The organism is Rhizobium sp. 862_C5_N1_2 (assembly GCF_051811205.1).
Lineage (GTDB): Bacteria > Pseudomonadota > Alphaproteobacteria > Rhizobiales > Rhizobiaceae > Rhizobium > Rhizobium leguminosarum.
The window spans coordinates 479,698-496,884 of record NZ_JBPWPT010000001.1 but is presented as its reverse complement, the minus strand read 5'-3'; the positions used below and the strand labels follow the sequence as shown (position 1 = coordinate 496,884).

Sequence of the window (17,187 nt, the reverse complement as noted above, 5' to 3'; positions counted from 1 at the left end):
GCTACATTGCCCAATTCAGCCGACACGCGAGTTATTCCGGATTCAAGACAGTCGCTTGCTTTCCGGCACATAATGACTTTTAGAAATAGTCTCGGCGCGCTCAGAGGGAAGCCCAGCTAGTTTAAGCACACGCGATAGCTGAACCGCCATGTGACCTAACCCATGATGATTGATCAGCCGTTCGCGCGCAGCTGCGAGCGTTCGTTCTGCCAGTGCGCGGTCAGCGAGAACCTGCGGCAGCACCTCGGCCCACTGCATATCGCCAACCCGCACCGCTGCGCCATTTCGGCTGCAATCCTGATAGATGGCGTGGTCCGAAACGATGGCCGGGATGCCCGCAGCTGAATATTCCACCCATTTTGTATCGGTCTTAGCCTCGTTGAACCGGCCAGGCCGGAGCGGTGCGAGTCCCCAATCCCAACGCATGGCAGCAAGCTGGCTCAGAAAACCATCGTAATCGCCGACCGCCGGCACATGCTCAACGCGTGGACCAAACCCGGCCAGCTCTGGTGGCGGCCGCAATGAGCCGAAGATGGTGAATTGCAGATCCGAGTTAGCGGTAAGACCAGCGATGACGCCAGGCAAAGCAAGCTGGAGATCGGCGGCATGACTTGAAGAAGCCATGTAGCCAAAGCGAGGCCTGCTCTGCGCGACCGGGCCACCACCCGAAATCGGATCGCTTGCACTGGCAATTTCGCCGGCGAACATACTGGTGGCGAGTTGAGCATGCTTGCGCAGTTGTTCACCCAGCCGTTCTGTCGAGAGGTAAACCGTGTTCGCTCTTTCGAGCAGGGTTCGAATTGCCTGCTGGCGCGCCGGCGCACCATACTTCTTAGCCTTCTCGATGCCCGCCTCTATCGGCACCTCAAACAGGTTGTCATCGATGTGATAGACGAGCGGTATCCGCTTATCGGCGGACTTTTGCAAAAGCGCCTCGGCCAGCGAGCCGCCATAGCGGCTGACGAACACCAAATGTGGCGCCGCCTGCTGCCAGGCGTCCCTGAGAAGTTGCTGTGCCGACCCGCCCGATTTTAGGGCCAGACGCTCGTCTTCCTCAGTCAAGATCACCATCCGCATGTCGCCAGCTGCTATTGCTGCATGGGCAGGACGAAGAAGATTGATCTGAAGGGTTGCCCCAGCGGCGTCGGCGATCACCAGCAACCGAAGCTTTGCCTTGTCGGGATCGGCCGGGCCGAGCAAACGGCCAGCTGGAGCCGAGGATCGTTGACCCAACTTGGCCATCGACATCAGACGAGCATACGAGGCCTCTATCCAACGCGCCATGACTATATGCTCTTACTGCTCAGATTGCCTGTCGCGTTGCAGCACGGCCTTGGCGCGATCACAGCCTTTATGAGGCGAGGCAAACGATTGTGGAAGACCCAATATTGCAGACGAGAAACGAAAGCCATGTCACAAAGCCGGTCATTTACCTGTAATTGCAAATTGATGAACGGCTCGGCAACGGCTAGACATGCCGATAAGGGCCTCTGAACGGTGAAAGCTAGCCTCAATTGGAACCCGCCTTGGGATCACGCCACAATACCCAACCGAAGTCCTTGTTGTTTGGAGAAGTGCTCAAGAAGAAATGTGAGAATAGTCCCCTCTCGATCGCAATACGGGCTAGCTGCCGGAACCCGCTCGGCGTGTAATAGTGAGCGTGGATAGAGTAATTTCGTGCAGCGAGATCCTCAGGGGTATTATAAGGCGCGGTGTAATGGCACCACTTATCGTACTTTTCTGGCGTCAGCGACCATGTGCCTGATTCATACTCCGAGAGCCAGTCGGTCGGCGTGCTTGCCGGCTGTCGCAAGTCGAAGCAGTAGCGCAGATCGGGTACGACCCCCACGACGACACCTGTCGGCTTGAGTTTACTCGACCAGTTTTCCAATACCCCAAGCGGATTCATAAGGTGCTCGAAAACATGGTTTGAAAAAATGAAGTCGAGACTGCCTGCAACACAGGATTCGATGCGTTGAGCATCACCTATGATGTAGCGAGACCACAGCTCCTGCTTTTCCGGGGTAACCTCGATATGTTTTCCGTAATTGCGTAGCCATTCGTCGATGGGCAGTGCTTCCAAGTAGCGCACATCGACATTGCTACCTGGTTTCACGAAAGGATTGCTGCCGGGGCCGACTTCAATGCCGGTCCCCTGCAGATAACCACGTGCGGCAGCACGCGGGTCGAACACTGGACCTGACTTCAACTCGACAGACTTATTGCTCGAATTGGTGATTTCGAGATCATAGCCGTCGACATAACCGATCCAGCTTGGCCACGTGAGCAAGATCGAGCCGTTTGGATCGACTGTTGCGACCGAGGCCGACTGGCGACCATCGGAGGAACGAACCACAATCTCTATTGACGAGGGAACACTTTCACTTGCCACGAGGCTCCAGCCCAGGTCGCGCGGAAATGTCTCCATTACAACGAACTCGTCAGCCCGTTTCAGCTTCAATCGCGCGCCCGGCTGCAGCACTATACCGCAGTACCAGTGCGGTTTATCATAACGGAATGGCTCAACGGTCCCGTTAAGAACCTCTACACAGCGATCATTACGTTTGACGATATCGAATAGATTCACAAGAAATACTCAGCTTCTAGAATGGGGCCTTACCCGTTACCAAAAAGTCCATGTCGTGCGAACGATCCCATAGCAGAGAACCGCACCACCTTGCCCTCAATGAGACTGGCTTCGCTGCAGGCAATCCCGTAGCTCATCCGATGTAGACAACGTACAAATGAATTCTTTTGAGCGGAACAACATTTATAAACTCAAGCACTTCAACAACCTTTACACGTTCAACTGAACGCGCGACTTGTAGAGACACCAATGGTGCTGGTGGACTGCTCGCTCGAGGAGCGAGGCGCTGAACAGCCGTTCGCAATCCAATGCCTCAAGCCAAAATGGCATTCACCCCATGAGTCGACGCTTCAACGAACCCAAAGTTCCAAGTATGCCACTGCTTGCCGCATGCGCAACAGCAGCAGCCGGCCCTTTCTCCTTAGCCAGCTTAGCCTCGTAGGCTTTTACCGCAGCCGCCCGCTCGCGAGCCGCCCCGAAGACCGCTTTATGTTTGACAAAGCCGGCAGCCGCATCGATTGCTTCATAGCGCTTCACCTGCTCCGGCGTTATCTGCCGCACCGGCCCTGCTCCAGCATCCTTGATTTCTTGGATTATCGACGGACGGACATAGCCAAGGTTAACCTCCTCCTCGATCTGGCTTAGCGTCATTGAGCCGTTCTCGAGCATTATCCGAACTTCCTCCAAGAAGAGGTAACCGGTTGGGTTATTGACGTAAACCCAAGGCTGCGTGTTCATGTCCGTCCAATGGATCAGTCCGGTCTTGTTGGCATCGTAATGCTCAAGGCTGTTCCATTCGAACGGCACGCCGTAGTTAATCTCTGACTCATCCAGAATGCACATGTCGTAGAGCAGGTCCTGATAGGTGTACTGCCCATCAAGGCCAGCGATGATCTTGACCGGATCCCAATCAGAAAGGGCCTCGCAATCGAGCAGCATCACCGAGCATTGCTTAACGCGCTTCTTAAGCGCGCCCGGCTTGGATTGCTTCTGCGCCTCATCAGGCAATTCCTCCTGAATGATTATCTTGGCGGAATTGAACGGTAGATTCCATAGCTCGCGAAAGTCACGAAACACCAGCATGTCAGCGTCGAGGTAAATGGCGCGGCCTTTATATCCCATCAACTGCGGGATCGCGAAGCGGGCGAACGAGAAACCGGTGCGCTTTCCTTGCCGTATGTCCTTGGGGTCGGGCAGCACCACATCGTCCATCGATCGCAACTTGATGTTCATGCTGGTGTGGCGCCTGATCGAATGCTCCAGAACAGGGACAGCGAGAAGCTGTGATCGGTCCGCGCCTACAAATATGTACGCTGTATCGCTGTCATTCTCGTTCGTCATGCCTGTCTCCAATTTCGATCTGAAATTAATGCCTCGCGCAGGGGCTTACTTTTTTCTAGGCGGCTTTGGTGTCGTAAGCAAGATATTCGCTCCCTCGTCCACCGAACCGAATCCGGATTGACTGTCGTCAATTTAAAATTGCCACCCTAGTGCATTCATATTATGGGAGAGCCGGCCGAACCACAGCCCAAGCCGGATACTGACTTGAGTAACGGGAACTCATGAGATAGAGAGCGTGCGAAGGATAACGGAAATAGATGTCTTGAAGAAGATTTTGGGTTCTTTCAGCGGCGATTCTGCGAATTGCACCACCGGAACGTCTGCCAAGGACGAGAAACCAGCGTTCGCCGCTTGGCCGAACGCCGAGACAACTGTGCACTCATTTGGTGAGGTTGAGATACCTGGCGTCGACAATCTTCCTGACGACGAGCTCGAACGACTGAATAAGTTGCTGCCGTGGGCCGCTTTCGTGTTGGATAGTAAGGGACGCGAGTTCGGCGTTGCTCACTCCGCCACTAAGCGCAACTGGCCGCAGTCAATGCCCGATCCACGTATTGTCGAGCTTGACCGGCGCATCCCGTTGCGCGATCTCACCGTCTTTGAGATCGGCTGTTTCGAGGGCATTCACACGGCCGCGCTCGCGATGCATGCCAAGCACGTGCTGGCCTGCGACAGCCGGATCGAAAACGTTGTCAAAACGATCGTGCGCTGTGCCATGTACGGCACGTCTGCCCATATATTCCGCTGGGATGCGGAGGAGAATTTGCCGGTCGGCGTCTCGCTTGATTGCGATGTGTTGCACCACGTGGGTGTACTCTATCACTTGACAGATCCCGTCGGACATCTGAAGGCCCTGTTGCCGCACGTGCGCAAAGCGGTCATGCTCGATACACAGATCGCGCCGGAAGATGCCCAGAGCCTCAGCTATGAGACCGGTGGACGGACATACCGATATCATCATTATCGAGAGGCAGGCCGCGATGCGCCGTTCGCTGGTATGCTCGATCACGCCAAATGGATGTTTAAGGGAGACTTGCTCGCGCTGTTAAGTGAGGCTGGCTTCGACTCGATTGATGTAGCCGATTTTGAGATACAGCGGAACGGCCCACGTATCCTTATATACGCAACTCGTAGCGGCAACGATCGCTGATACGGAGAGCGAAGGGTGCGTGTAACTGGTGCACAGCGTAGATTCAGGCGATGAGAAGGTCGTCCGAGCAATGAGACAAACAATCCGCGGGATAGCACGCAACGCCCGGCTGGCGTGGGATCTCGCATATCGCGATATCGCCGCCCGTTATGGTAATTCCATCGGCGGTCCTTTCTGGCTTATCATCACCCCCGTGAGCTTCGCAGGGATCTATTGGCTAGTGTTCGCATACTTCTTGCGCCTCAAATGGCTGGACCCTGTAACGGGAGCAGAGGTACCTTACCTCGTGCCGCTATTTGCCGGGCTGGCGACTTATCTTCTGCTCAACGACGTAATCATGTCCTCGCTGTCGACTTTCCGGCAAAAAAGAGAATATGTGAGGCGGGCAGCAGTTCCTATATGGGTACTTTGGCTCTCGATGATCATGAGAGTTGCTGTCAGCTCTACAGTGAATTTTTTGGTGCTGGCTGCAATGGCCCTTATCGCTGGGCTTATTTCGGTGAAGTCGCTGGCTGCGATTCCGCAGGCGCTGCTTTTGGTGATGGTCGCGGCTATTGCGATTTCGCTGTTCCTATCGTTGCTCGGTCCGTTTTTCAAAGATCTCGACGAGCTCTCACGTATTCTCTTGCGAGTGTTGTTCTACACCTCGCCGATTACCTATCCGCTGACCACTGTACCGGAGCGTTTCGTTGGTTATCTGTGGGCCAATCCGCTGACTATTCTGGTCGAGGCCGTCCGCAATTCCTTCGTTTTCGGGTTGGCACCATCACCTTTGTCTTATGTCGTGATGCTTGTTTCTTCTCTGGCACTTTTCGGGGCAGGAATTTGGCTATACTCGCGACTGAAGGGACCGATCGTCGATGTCGTCTGATCTGCTTCTGGAGGCCCGCGGTGTCTCCAAGTCATACTCTATGTCGCTCTCGCCGCGCGAGCGATTCTTCGAGGCAGTGTTTGGCTGGACACCAGACAAGCCGCACCATGTGGTGTTGGACAACATCGACATCGAGGTTCGGCGGGGTGAAACGCTGGGCATTATGGGCCGCAATGGTGCTGGCAAGACGACGCTCCTTGGCATTCTCGGCAACGTTATCGAGCCATCTTCAGGTAGTGCCATCACCCGCTACGGCACTATCGCTGTCCTGCTCGCTGTGGGAGCCGGCTTCAATCCACAATTCACTGGGCGGCAGAATGCCGAACTGTTCTGCAGCCTGATGGGTCTCAGCAGCGCCGAGACCGCGGCACGCATGGGCGCCATAATCGCTTTCGCCGAGCTTGATGATTATTTCGACATGCCACTCAGGACGTACTCGTCGGGCATGATGGCGCGCCTCGGCTTTGCTTGTGCGATCCATGTGGACGCCGACATCGTCATCATCGACGAGACGTTGGCGGTTGGTGACGCCAACTTCCGCGTCAGGTGTTACGACCGCATCCAGCAAATGCAGCGCAACGGCCAGACATTCCTGCTCGTCAGCCATAGCCCTAACCTGGTCGCTAACTTCTGCACGCGCACGATCGTTATCGAGAAGGGACGCAAGGTGTTTGATGGGCCTCCCCTGGACGGCCTCAACGTGTACAAGGATATTCGCGAGAACCTCGCAGCCGGCAAGAAGTCGCTCGCGAGCGGTGGCAGCTCTGACCTCGTGGCACCAAAGCTGCGGCTTGAAAATGTACGCTTCAACGAGGTGACAGCCAGCGACGGCGTGAAACGCGGCAATTTGACCTGTGACCTCCTCTCAGAGGCCACTGTCCCAAATCCGGTGGTTAGCTTCGGCATACGCAATCAGGAAGGGATAGTGATTTGCAGCTACGACAGCGAGCATGACATAACTCAACTGAAACCAATGTCGACCGGCGACCGAACGTCGCTTGTGTTCGAGTTTAAGAACATCCTGCTTGCTGGAGCTTATTTTATCAGTGCCCGCGTGGCTGAGCAGGTGGGCGATGTGACACTGACCCTCGGCACCCACCACAACATCGCTCGTTTCGATATTGTTGGTAAAGGGACGAACTCCGGGCTAGTTGATCTTAACGCAACGCTGACTACGGCCACTCCATCGCACAATGACAGCGCTCCTGAGGTAGCAATTCGATGACAACGACAACGACTGCGCAACGGCCCCCAAAGCGGCCCTCAGTATACAGCGTTCGGCAGGAACTTCCCCACAATCGCCCTTACGACTTATACTATGCGGAGAAAGTCCCTCTGCTTCAGGTCTTTGAAAAGGCTGTGCTGGCTTGGGACAACCGCTCACGTTCAGGCATACTGCGAAATCTGGCCCGATCAGTTGGTGTCGGGAGACCAATGCAAGCTGCAGAATGCGGCGTCTACCGTGGACACTCGCTGGTGGCGTGCCTGCGGATCGCGCGAGATCTGCGCCTGCCGGTCAACTTCATTGGGCTCGATAGCTTCGCAGGTCTGCCATCGCTGGTCGAAGAGGACCTCAAGGTGGCGCCTGAAAATGCACCATACCGAAACAAGGTACTGTTTGACGATACCTCGTTCGAGGCCGTCAATGAACTCGTCACATCCGCCGGTTTCGCTGGCCATGCCAAGTTGATTCGAGGCTTTTTCGTCGACACCTTGCCGACACTTCCGGAGACCCGTTACGACTTCGTCAATATCGACTGCGATCTGTATGCGCCGCACATCGAGTGCCTAGAATACTTCTACCCTAAGATGCATACTGGCGGCATTATTTTCTTCGACGACTATCACTCTCGCGATTTTCCGATGGCCAAAAGCGCTATCGACAAATTTCTAGAGGACAAACCGGAAACTCTCCTACATCTGCGGTTCGGACCAGAGGGCACCAACCACACCAAGTGCTACATCGAGAAGCTGTAGCAGAGGAAGCAAGACCGCATGTCGCAAAGCTTGATTATTGATCCAACCGCTCGCATTGACGAGCGGGCTGTCATTGATGCGGGCGGCGGTAGTATTGTAATAGGGCGTAAGACCACAATCGCCTCTTTCGCCATGCTTCTTGCATATGGAGGCCAGATTGAGATTGGCGAGTTCTGCAGCGTCAATCCATTCTGCGTATTGTATGGTCATGGTGGTCTGCGAATCGGGAACTATGTGCGTATCGCTACGCATACCGTGATAATTCCGGCAAACCATGTCTTCGACGATCCTGATACTCCAATCACAAATCAGGGCTTGACCAAGCTCGGCGTCACGATCGGAGATGATGTTTGGATCGGTGCTGGAGCTCGAATTCTCGACGGTGTGACGATAGGGAATGGTGCGGTTATCGGGGCAGGATCTGTCGTTACAACTAACGTGCCTGAGCGGACCATTTTCGCCGGCGTTCCCGCTCGCAAGCTCGGAGAACGTGGCACGAAGCCGTTTACGACTTAGCAAGTTACCCAGCGCAGCATCAATGGCAAGTGAGGCCGCAACCTCAGGGAGTATCCGTGTGGCCGAAACGATGGGAAAAATGGGGTCACAGAGAAGACGGTGAAAGGTGTATCTCGGCAATTGCGCATCGCTATACTAGTGCGTGGTAACGACAAGGGAAACGTGCGTATCCTGCGTCGCGCACTCTGGCCCGCCTCTGTATGGCAGGCGGCTGGTTATCGAGTTGATCTCCATTTAACTCCACCGTCACGAACACGGCTGAAGCGCTACGCTGCACTCGTCATGATTGATCCCGCTCGCACCGATGAACTAAATTGCTGCGACGAAGCGGTCGAACTCGGCTTGGCGCTCATTGTCGACGTCAGTATGCCGGAAGGGGCCTCACCCGGCAGCCAGAACCGCTCAAGCGCAATTTCAGCGGTCACTCGTAATTGCTTGGCGCTGGCAACGATCGTGACAACGAGATCGCGCGCAGAGGCTGAAGAGTTCGCGAGTCTTGTGCCTGCTGACGTTCAGACGCTGGCTCTACCCGATCCATCGGAGGATGTCGTCGACACAACCCAGTTGTTAAACGCTTTCCGGGGCGATCTGCGCCGTGCGAGGGTGCGCGGTCTCCTTTCATCTCTGCCACAGCGCTGGCTGTCGCCGCGAAGTCCTCTCGCAGCCCCATGGCGCATGCTCAATATGGCCCGCTCGATTCCACTTTCGTGGTGGCTGACACGCGTACCCCGCGCGGTGGCAAGACGGCTTGCAACGCGATTTAGGTCCATTGCAGTTAGACCATCCCGGGCTAAGGAGGAACCGAGCCAGACATCGAAAGCAGCACAACGTAGTGTCGCGACTATGCCCACCACAGATGTAAGCCGGCAATTCGCGTCACGCACTGACCGGGCGGCGAGTGCTCAGCAATGGGCCGGCATTGTTGAACAGGCCTTGCATCAGGCTGATAGAGCCAGTCTGACAGGGACGCCCCTACGTGTGAACGCCCTGGTTCTGATGGACCTGATCCAGGATCTCGATGTGATCTTGCCAATTGTGGAGCGCATGCGAACCGACCGACGCTTCGCAGTGACAGTCGCGATTACGGACTGGCTCGACAAGGTTTCTCCACGTGTCTCGCGCGAATTGCTCGCCCGCTCCGTGGTCCCGCTAGTCATAACAAAGAAAGACGCTATCTCGGGCTTAGAGCCTGATCTTACCAGGGTAAATGCGGTGATCACCGCGTGTGAAACCAACCATCCCGCCCATCGCGTACCCCACGCAGTGGTGCGCCGGGCGAACAATCGCGCCATTCCGACTTACACGCTGCAGCACGGGCTGGAGAATGTTGGGCTGACCTATTTCGAGCCCTACCCAGATCACGACGGCCCCATCGAGATCGCCTCCTCGACCATCCTGACCTGGGGTCCGGTCGAAAAGCTACCCGCAGAGGTAAGCCCGACAATGCGGGCACGCTGTTTCGCCGTCGGGACACCGAAGCCGCCGCAACCTCCACGGGTGGAACTGCCTCTTCATCTCCAGGCCGGTCCCGTGGTGGCCGTGTTTGAGAACCTGCATTGGGAGCGCTATACCGATAGCTATCGCGATGCATTCATCCAAGACCTCCGTCAGGTCGCGGCGGCGCGTCCGGCAATGACGTTCCTGTTGAAGCCGCACCACGCTGGCAGGTACCTAGCTAAAAACAGCCATCTGCTGGCGGATGCGCCTGCCAACATCGTTTTGGCCGATCCCACAGTGCCGCCTTGGGAGGCCTATACGGCCAGCGCGATTATCGGCTCTGTCGACGCGGTGATCACAACGCCTTCTACGGTAGCCCTCGATGCCGCCCGTGCGGTTCGCCCCGTCGCCGTTGCTGGCTATGGCATGACGTTGCCAGTCTATGAACCGTTGCCAATTTTGACGAGCGCTGGTAGCTGGCTGAGCTTCATCGACGGGGTTGGTGCCGCGTCAAGTGACCTGCAGTCCTGTCTCGGAGAATTTCGTATGCGACATGTAATCGAGGGCGATGCCGTTGGCCGTATCCTCGAGAGAATCGCTGCGGACGTGCGCCGCCCTAACGAAGAGAAACGGTCGGGGTAGAAGGCATGATGGAGGTTAACGACATTCTAACTCTACCTCAGCGCCTCGTAGCGGCTCTGCGCAGGCGACTAGGCGGTGGCGCGAACATCCCTGTCCATGCACCTGCCATAGGCAAGTTGACATATGTTGACTGGGTGAGCCGCTACGCGACAATCGGTCAGCCCGAGCGCCGCCGGCTTATTGAGCTGCAGCAGAAACTTGCCGAACCGCCACTGATAACAGTCCTAATTGACGCAAACGGCACGAGCCCCGAGCACATCGAGCTGAGCCTTCGTTCCATCGGTGAGCAAACCTATGACCGTTGGGAGGCAATCCTCGTTGATCCGCCTGTTGACTTCCGGGCCCGAAAAGACGGAATACCAGCCAAAATTTTGGAGGTCAGGCGCACCGACAGGGCGGTCTTTGAGGAATTGTTGGAGGCCGCCTCGGGGACGCTCATCGTACCAATGGTGGCAGGTGATCAGTTGTCTCCGGCGGCATTGACGACTTTCGTGCTTGGATTTGCAGAAAGACCTGACACAAAGGCGCTTTACGCTGATGAGGACCGCATCGACTCGGCCGGCCGACGCTCCGATCCGTGGTTTAAAGGTGCCTGGAGCCCCGATCTAGTGCTGGCCCAAGCCTATACCCTCAGGTCCTGCGCTCTGAGCCGTGAGACCATTCTGGCTGCGGCCTCGCAGAGCGGGGATAAATCCTCGTTAACGGACGCAGTCTATGCCACCTGGTTGTGGCTCGCCGCGCAGGACGAGTTCTCGATCCAGCACCTACCATTCGTGCTCTATCATCGAAGGGCCGATGCGCCTCGCGCGGAGCCCAATGCATTCGCCGAGGCAGTTCAAGCCTCCCCCTTCGCGCGTAAGCACGGTCTTGAAATTCGTAGCAATGACAATGGCGAAGCCGGATGGCGCCACGTCGTCTGGCCAACACCTTCCCCGGCGCCGCGCGTATCGCTTTGCGTGCCGACGCGCGACCGTCATCAATTGCTCTCAAATTGCGTCGAGGGCCTACGTCAACACACCGACTGGCCCGATCTTGAGATCCTCATCGTTGACAATGGTAGCGTTGAGGCCGAAACCCATGCTTACCTCGACAGTCTTGCCGGTGATCCTCGAGTAAGAGTGTTGCGCGATGACGGCCCGTTCAACTTCTCACGGCTCAATAATTTAGGCGCGGCAGCCTCAACTGGCGCTTTGTTCGGTCTCATCAACAACGACCTTGCGGTCAAAGAGCCCGACTGGCTGCGCGAGATGGCAAGCCATGCCGTGCGCCGGGATGTTGGTGCGGTCGGGGCGTTGCTACACTACGGCAACGATACGGTGCAGCATGCGGGCGTCGTGCTGGGAATTGGCGGTGTAGCCTCCCACATCCATAAGGGCCTGCCTGCTGGACAAGCGGGCTATCATGGCCGGGTGACGGTGGCGCAAGATGTGACATGTGTCACAGCGGCGTGCCTCATCACCCGGCGTGAAGTTTATGAGCGCCTCGGGGGGCTCGATGAGCAGCGCTTCCCCGTTGCATATAACGATGTAGACTTCTGCTTGCGCGTTCGCAGCGCTGGGCTTAGGGTTATTTATACTCCACACGCACATCTATATCATTTGGAGTCCGCTTCGCGTGGCCGCGACGACGGCGGCACCCGCCGGGCTCGACTGGAGCTCGACAAGGCGGCTATGCGGGAACGATGGGGCGCGAAAATCGCCGAGGACCCGTTCTACAGTCCGAACCTTTCCGATAAGGCCACAGATTGCCGACCAGCATTTCCTCCGCGCGTTGCGCTTCCATGGGCAGAGGCATCGCATTATCCCTGACCGTCGCTGCCGGCTACGGAGTTTCCGCTAGCTGACGACTGATGCCTGAGTAATGGGTGGTCGATCCGATTATGGGCCACCGGGAATCGCGTTAACGTTGCATCACCAAATGGCACGCCTGCGCCGAATTTCTGATAGTTTCCAGATCTGCATCGAGGTGCCCCGCTTCCGTCGAAACCGCCGATAGCCAGCGCAGCGCCTACAGCCTGTTCAGTAGAGCGAGGATGGGAAGAAATTTGGTCTGGAGCGCGCTTTGGCGCTTTATCCCGGTTCGCTTGAGCACGGACAATCTCTCAAAGGGCCAGCCGCCATGGCGAGCCTGCTGAAAGGCATGGAACGCGGTACGATTTTCGGGAGTAAGGCGATCTTCGAAAGTCGCGATTGCGAGCTCATGGACAGTGTTCCACGCGCGCCATTGCCCCTGGAGGGCCATCCACAACCTTACGATTTGTCCCGAGGTACTATTGTTGGCGCCGATCAAGTTGGCGGCGTGCTGGCGGTATTTCAACACGGGCTCGGAATCATATCGGACAATCCCGCCGCAGCCCGCGACAACAATATAGAACCACCAGTCATGGGAAATGAGTCGTGTTTTCGGCAAGGTGCTGACCACAAGATCCCTCGCCGCCTGATTGAACATCATGGTGTTGCCTCCGCCGATGCTCTGGACCAGGGCGTTGCGAAAACTTGGCTCGAGTTTAAACTTGGGTGACATGCCTACATGGTTGAGGTGCTCATCGACAATTTCAGTCCGAGCGAAATAAACTGCCGGTGCGCCTGCATCGGTCCGCGCCAGCCAGTCAATCCCACGTTCGAGTTTTTCCGGATACCAAATGTCATCTTGGTCGCTGAACGCATAAACGTCGGCGTTCTTGAGCTTCGAAAGATTGCCCAGGAAATTTCCGCAAAAACCGAGATTGACGGGATTTCGTATCAAGCTGAAGCGAGCATCATTTACGGCCAGAGCTGCCAGCATTTCGACGGTACCATCCGTTGAACCGTCGTCGAAGAACGTGACATGCCAGTCGGTGAGCGTCTGCGCCTCAATAGATGCAATCTGCTCCCGAAGATGGCGCATCCCATTATAGGTCGCGCAAAGAATCTCGATCAATTGAACATCTCCGAATTTTCAACGGGAAGCGGCAGCAGCGCGCTCACCGGCAATTGGCACAGGGCTATGCAGCTCACAATCCCATGAGCCGCATGCGAACCTACTTGCCATTGCACGACGCCAGTTCCTGCGAGGATGCGCTCTCGACGGCTCGGCGTGAGATGGCTGGAAGTAGCTGTCCGTCTTGCTCGAACATCGCCTCCCCTTGCAAGATAGCCTCTAGGAGTAGAGTTGAACCGGTACACGTCTCCATGTGATCTTCGTCCGAAAAAAGGCTCCAATCCTCGGCAAATCCAAGCCCCTCACGCTCCAGATCAATGAACGGAATGTGATATTTTTCGGACACCCTCTTTAGGTCCTCAACATGCAAATCCAGGCCGTACTCTTTCTCGAATTCAAGCACATCGGATCGCACCGGCGGCTGATAGAAGACGATCTGAATATTGTGTGCTTTCCCCCATATTGCGAAATGGTCGAATAGCCCATCCCAGGGAAAATTGCTTCTGATATCAGTGAGCCTCTGAATTTTAGGATGTTCGCGCGCAATGGGCGGAAGTGGATTCGCATTCATCGCGGCAGACAAATCAATCCGCTCACCATTTGGACGAACCGTCTTGAACCAGGGATCATCGTAAACCGGGATGGAGCCATCTGCCCCGATTAGCCTGCGGTATAAATTCGTCAGGCGAAGTTCCGATCTGTACCGCACAAAGTGAAGCAAATGGGAATCTGGCGACCCTCCATTCGTTTCGTAGTTGATAATTTCCGCTTTGGTCTGCTTTGCCTGATCCAGTTGATCGATAAAAGGCATCAAAGAAAGGAGCAACGGAAAGTATTTCTGGTGATCTCTTTCCATGGTTAGCCCATCGCGACGCCTCATCAAAACTGGTGCCTCAACATACACCTTTCGCAAATTGGGGAATTGACGCCGTAATATTTCCGCCTGCACGAGCAGCCCGTACGAGATTGCATTATACGAGTTCCCGGATCCGTTGACTGCGTCCGCAAGCCCAAAGCGGGCGGGCCTGAGGACCTTTGAACGAGAACTGCCGACGAACGCAGTATGCACGGCCTCCGGATCCGGCAACTGTTCGAACAGCGCGACATTGTGTACCAGAAATTGGTTGCCGATTTCGCGTCCGAATATCTTTGTTTCCGGCAGCGACCGAAGCAAGCCCTCTACACCCTCCGTTCTCGTTGCGGCCTGGGACATTTCATAAGCGCGAACCGCCCCCTCAACCATGGCTAGCGCCAGAACAGACACGACGACGTAAGCGAATATCGTTCTCACCGCTGCTCTCCTAGAATTGGAAATAGATGAATTGCGCGCCATCCACATAGTAAATGAGTGAGAACACAAACATTGTTGAGAACACCAAAAGCTGATTCCGGGTTGAATAATGGGTTATGGGTTGAGAATTTGTGGTTTTATTTGCGATAAAATACAAAATAACAAACATAACCAGCAATTCAAAGAAAACTCCATCCAGTCTTGTTTGCATATACCCGGCACCGAAGCGAAATATATTTGAAACGACCATTAGCGCCTCGGAGAGGGTCGGCGCCCTGAAAAATATCCATGAAAAGAAAACCACCGCCATGGTGAGAATCCACGACATCGGCCCCCATGAGAACACCGCCTTCACGCCCGATGGGAGCCTCACGAGGTGGTAGTACCTGTTCACGCTGAGGGCGAGGCCATGAATTCCTCCCCATATGACGAAGTTATAACTGGCTCCGTGCCACAAACCTCCGAGCAACATGGTAATCATTAGATTTCGAGTGATTTTGAAATTGGAAAGATCTCTCGATCCCCCGAGCGGAATATACAAATAGTCGCGAAGCCAATTCGACAGCGTGATGTGCCAGCGACGCCAAAACTGTTGAATTGATCGCGCCGTGTATGGAGAATTGAAATTCGAGGGCAAGTCATAGCCAAAGAGCTTTGCCGCCCCTAGAGCCATGAGAGAATAGCCCCAGAAGTCGCAGAAAATCTGAACGCCAAATCCGACAACAGCCAGCAGATTGTCGAGGCCGCCATAATTGTCCGGGTTGGCAAATGTCGTATTGACGTAGGGAGCGATACCGTCGGCGATTCCACACTTCAGAGCGAAACCAGTGACAAAAAGATACGCTCCCGTAACAATGAGATCGCTTGAAAGCTTCTGCAGGGTGCCAATTTGCGGCATGAACTGATTAGCGCGGCAAATCGGGCCGGCAATCAGGTGCGGGAAGAACAATACGAATATCGACAGCTTCAGCGGATTTCGTTCCGCGACCATCTTTTTATTGTATAGATCGACAGCATACGAAATCAATTCAAAGACATAAAACGAGATGCCTAACGGCAGAAGAGCCGGAATCCTGGGGCTCTCTACCGCGATTCCGATCAACTGAAGTCCATCGACTACATTGTCGACGAAGAAGGAGAGGTATTTGAATGAGAATAATATGCCCAGATTTGCCAACATCACCAGCCATAGGCCCAGACGGCTGTTCCGCGGATAAACCCCGACAGTGATGACCCAATTCAGAATAATGAGGCCAAGCAGCAGAAATACAAATAGAAAACTCCACTGAATATAAAAAACAACACTGGCAATAAATACTATGACCTGCCGGAGAGGGACAGACTTCGTAGACCAATACGCCAATAATGTAAGAGCCAGAAGGATCCCATAACCTTCAGAATTGAACAGCAAACGTCACCTCTCCGCGATCCAGCTCGTACAACGGGCACCCAGCGACTTGTGGATCCGTTGTTTCATCACCCATGCCGCAAACCCCATGCGGCAGCGGCAAATGTCTATGCCGGCGTGCGCCATAGCGCATGATTGACACCTATGCCAAGCGCCAACTGGTATTCAAAGGGTGTCAGGAATGAATTCTCTTTTGGCTGCAGCCGTTATGTCACTGCAAAGCACCTTGCGACCTCGGATAGAGACAAGCGGGACGCAAAGCCTCGACGCAATTTTGCTGGAATTACTCTAGAAGCCAACACTTTACCTTGGCTTCAATCGTTTGCTCCGGCGCCGCACACAACTGGCGGCAGAACTGGATTCTCATCTTGCCGTCGGGGCCTCGCCAAGGTATGTGCTCAGCAGCACAATTGGCTATATTGCCGGCGTCGGCCGCTGTCACAATCCAGCGATCGAGCCTAATGCAAGGATGTATGCGTTGAATGTAGAACAACTGGAGATCGGGGACGTCAAAAAGATCACTCCCGCCAGGTTCGGTGACTCGAGGGGCTATTTCAGCGAAGTCTTCAAAGATTCCTGGTTCCGCACTAGTGTGGCCGACGTATCTTTCGTGCAGGATAATGAGTCCCTTTCAGCCCAACCGGGAACCGTCCGGGGATTACATTTTCAGTTGTCTCCCTTTGCGCAAGGCAAACTTGTGCGTTGTCTCCGTGGCGCGCTCCTGGATGTGGCGGTCGATATCAGACATGGCTCTCCGACATATGGGAAGTGGGTCTCCGCAGAACTGTCCCCTGAGAATGGCTCACAGCTTTGGGTGCCAGCCGGATTTGCGCATGGGTTCGTCACTTTGCAGCCCGATACGATCATAAGCTACAAAGTCACAGCGCCCTACAGCGCGGAACATGACCGTGGCGTGCGGTGGAACGACGCCGAGATCGGGATCGAGTGGCCGCAGATGGATGCCTACGTTCTTTCTGATAAGGACAATAAGCAGCCACTGCTTTCCGAACTCCCCGAATATTTTCAATTTTCGTAAAACGGAGGGCCT

General features: G+C 55.2%; 14 protein-coding genes. 8 read left to right on the top strand and 6 right to left on the bottom strand.

The window, feature by feature from the left end; translation table 11 throughout:
- Window positions 1–42: 42 nt before the first annotated feature.
- The 3 genes from ACD590_RS02420 to ACD590_RS02410 all read right to left on the bottom strand — a co-directional run bounded on the left by ACD590_RS02420 (window position 43) and on the right by ACD590_RS02410 (window position 3,928).
- Entirely contained in the window at window positions 43–1,284 is a 1,242-nt protein-coding gene (locus tag ACD590_RS02420) for a glycosyltransferase family 1 protein (RefSeq protein WP_439002069.1), read from the bottom strand.
- A 226-nt stretch (window positions 1,285–1,510) separates the two neighbouring features.
- A complete protein-coding gene (locus tag ACD590_RS02415) occupies window positions 1,511–2,587 on the bottom strand; it encodes a methyltransferase domain-containing protein (RefSeq protein ID WP_439002068.1) in 1,077 nt (358 codons plus the stop codon).
- Between the two features lie 330 nt (window positions 2,588–2,917).
- Window positions 2,918–3,928 (bottom strand): glycosyltransferase, encoded by a 1,011-nt coding sequence (locus ACD590_RS02410; protein WP_128401378.1) that lies wholly within the window; start codon window positions 3,926–3,928, stop codon window positions 2,918–2,920.
- A 262-nt stretch (window positions 3,929–4,190) separates the two neighbouring features.
- On the opposite strand from ACD590_RS02410, the gene ACD590_RS02405 reads away from it, so the two are divergent.
- The 7 genes from ACD590_RS02405 (at window position 4,191) to ACD590_RS02375 (ending at window position 12,329) form a co-directional block, all read left to right on the top strand.
- Window positions 4,191–5,078 (top strand): class I SAM-dependent methyltransferase, encoded by an 888-nt coding sequence (locus tag ACD590_RS02405; RefSeq protein ID WP_439002067.1) that lies wholly within the window; start codon window positions 4,191–4,193, stop codon window positions 5,076–5,078.
- A gap of 70 nt (window positions 5,079–5,148) precedes the next feature.
- Window positions 5,149–5,949 (top strand): ABC transporter permease, encoded by an 801-nt coding sequence (locus ACD590_RS02400; protein ID WP_439002066.1) that lies wholly within the window; start codon window positions 5,149–5,151, stop codon window positions 5,947–5,949.
- On the top strand, window positions 5,939–7,174 hold the full coding sequence (locus tag ACD590_RS02395) for an ABC transporter ATP-binding protein (protein WP_439002065.1): 1,236 nt from the start codon (window positions 5,939–5,941) through the stop codon (window positions 7,172–7,174). The genes ACD590_RS02400 and ACD590_RS02395 overlap by 11 nt, the downstream gene beginning before the upstream one ends.
- Window positions 7,175–7,383: 209 nt before the next feature.
- Window positions 7,384–7,926 (top strand): TylF/MycF/NovP-related O-methyltransferase, encoded by a 543-nt coding sequence (locus ACD590_RS02390; protein WP_439002064.1) that lies wholly within the window; start codon window positions 7,384–7,386, stop codon window positions 7,924–7,926.
- 18 nt (window positions 7,927–7,944) lie between these two features.
- Window positions 7,945–8,442, top strand: a complete 498-nt coding sequence (locus ACD590_RS02385; protein WP_439002063.1) for an acyltransferase — start codon at window positions 7,945–7,947, stop codon at window positions 8,440–8,442.
- A gap of 978 nt (window positions 8,443–9,420) precedes the next feature.
- Window positions 9,421–10,521, top strand: a complete 1,101-nt coding sequence (locus ACD590_RS02380) for a hypothetical protein (protein WP_439002062.1) — start codon at window positions 9,421–9,423, stop codon at window positions 10,519–10,521.
- A 5-nt stretch (window positions 10,522–10,526) separates the two neighbouring features.
- A complete protein-coding gene (locus ACD590_RS02375) occupies window positions 10,527–12,329 on the top strand; it encodes a glycosyltransferase family 2 protein (protein ID WP_439002061.1) in 1,803 nt (600 codons plus the stop codon).
- Between the two features lie 199 nt (window positions 12,330–12,528).
- Here ACD590_RS02375 and ACD590_RS02370 read toward each other — a convergent pair whose 3' ends face one another.
- From ACD590_RS02370 to ACD590_RS02360, 3 genes are all read right to left on the bottom strand, one after another.
- On the bottom strand, window positions 12,529–13,440 hold the full coding sequence (locus ACD590_RS02370; protein ID WP_439002060.1) for a glycosyltransferase family 2 protein: 912 nt from the start codon (window positions 13,438–13,440) through the stop codon (window positions 12,529–12,531).
- 100 nt (window positions 13,441–13,540) lie between these two features.
- Window positions 13,541–14,731, bottom strand: coding sequence for a hypothetical protein (locus ACD590_RS02365; protein ID WP_439002059.1), 1,191 nt, complete (start codon window positions 14,729–14,731; stop codon window positions 13,541–13,543).
- A 10-nt stretch (window positions 14,732–14,741) separates the two neighbouring features.
- Window positions 14,742–16,142, bottom strand: a complete 1,401-nt coding sequence (locus tag ACD590_RS02360; RefSeq protein WP_439002058.1) for an MBOAT family O-acyltransferase — start codon at window positions 16,140–16,142, stop codon at window positions 14,742–14,744.
- Between the two features lie 466 nt (window positions 16,143–16,608).
- Between ACD590_RS02360 and rfbC the strand changes: the two genes are divergently transcribed.
- Entirely contained in the window at window positions 16,609–17,175 is a 567-nt protein-coding gene (rfbC, locus tag ACD590_RS02355; protein WP_131647306.1) for a dTDP-4-dehydrorhamnose 3,5-epimerase, read from the top strand.
- Window positions 17,176–17,187 lie beyond the last annotated feature (12 nt).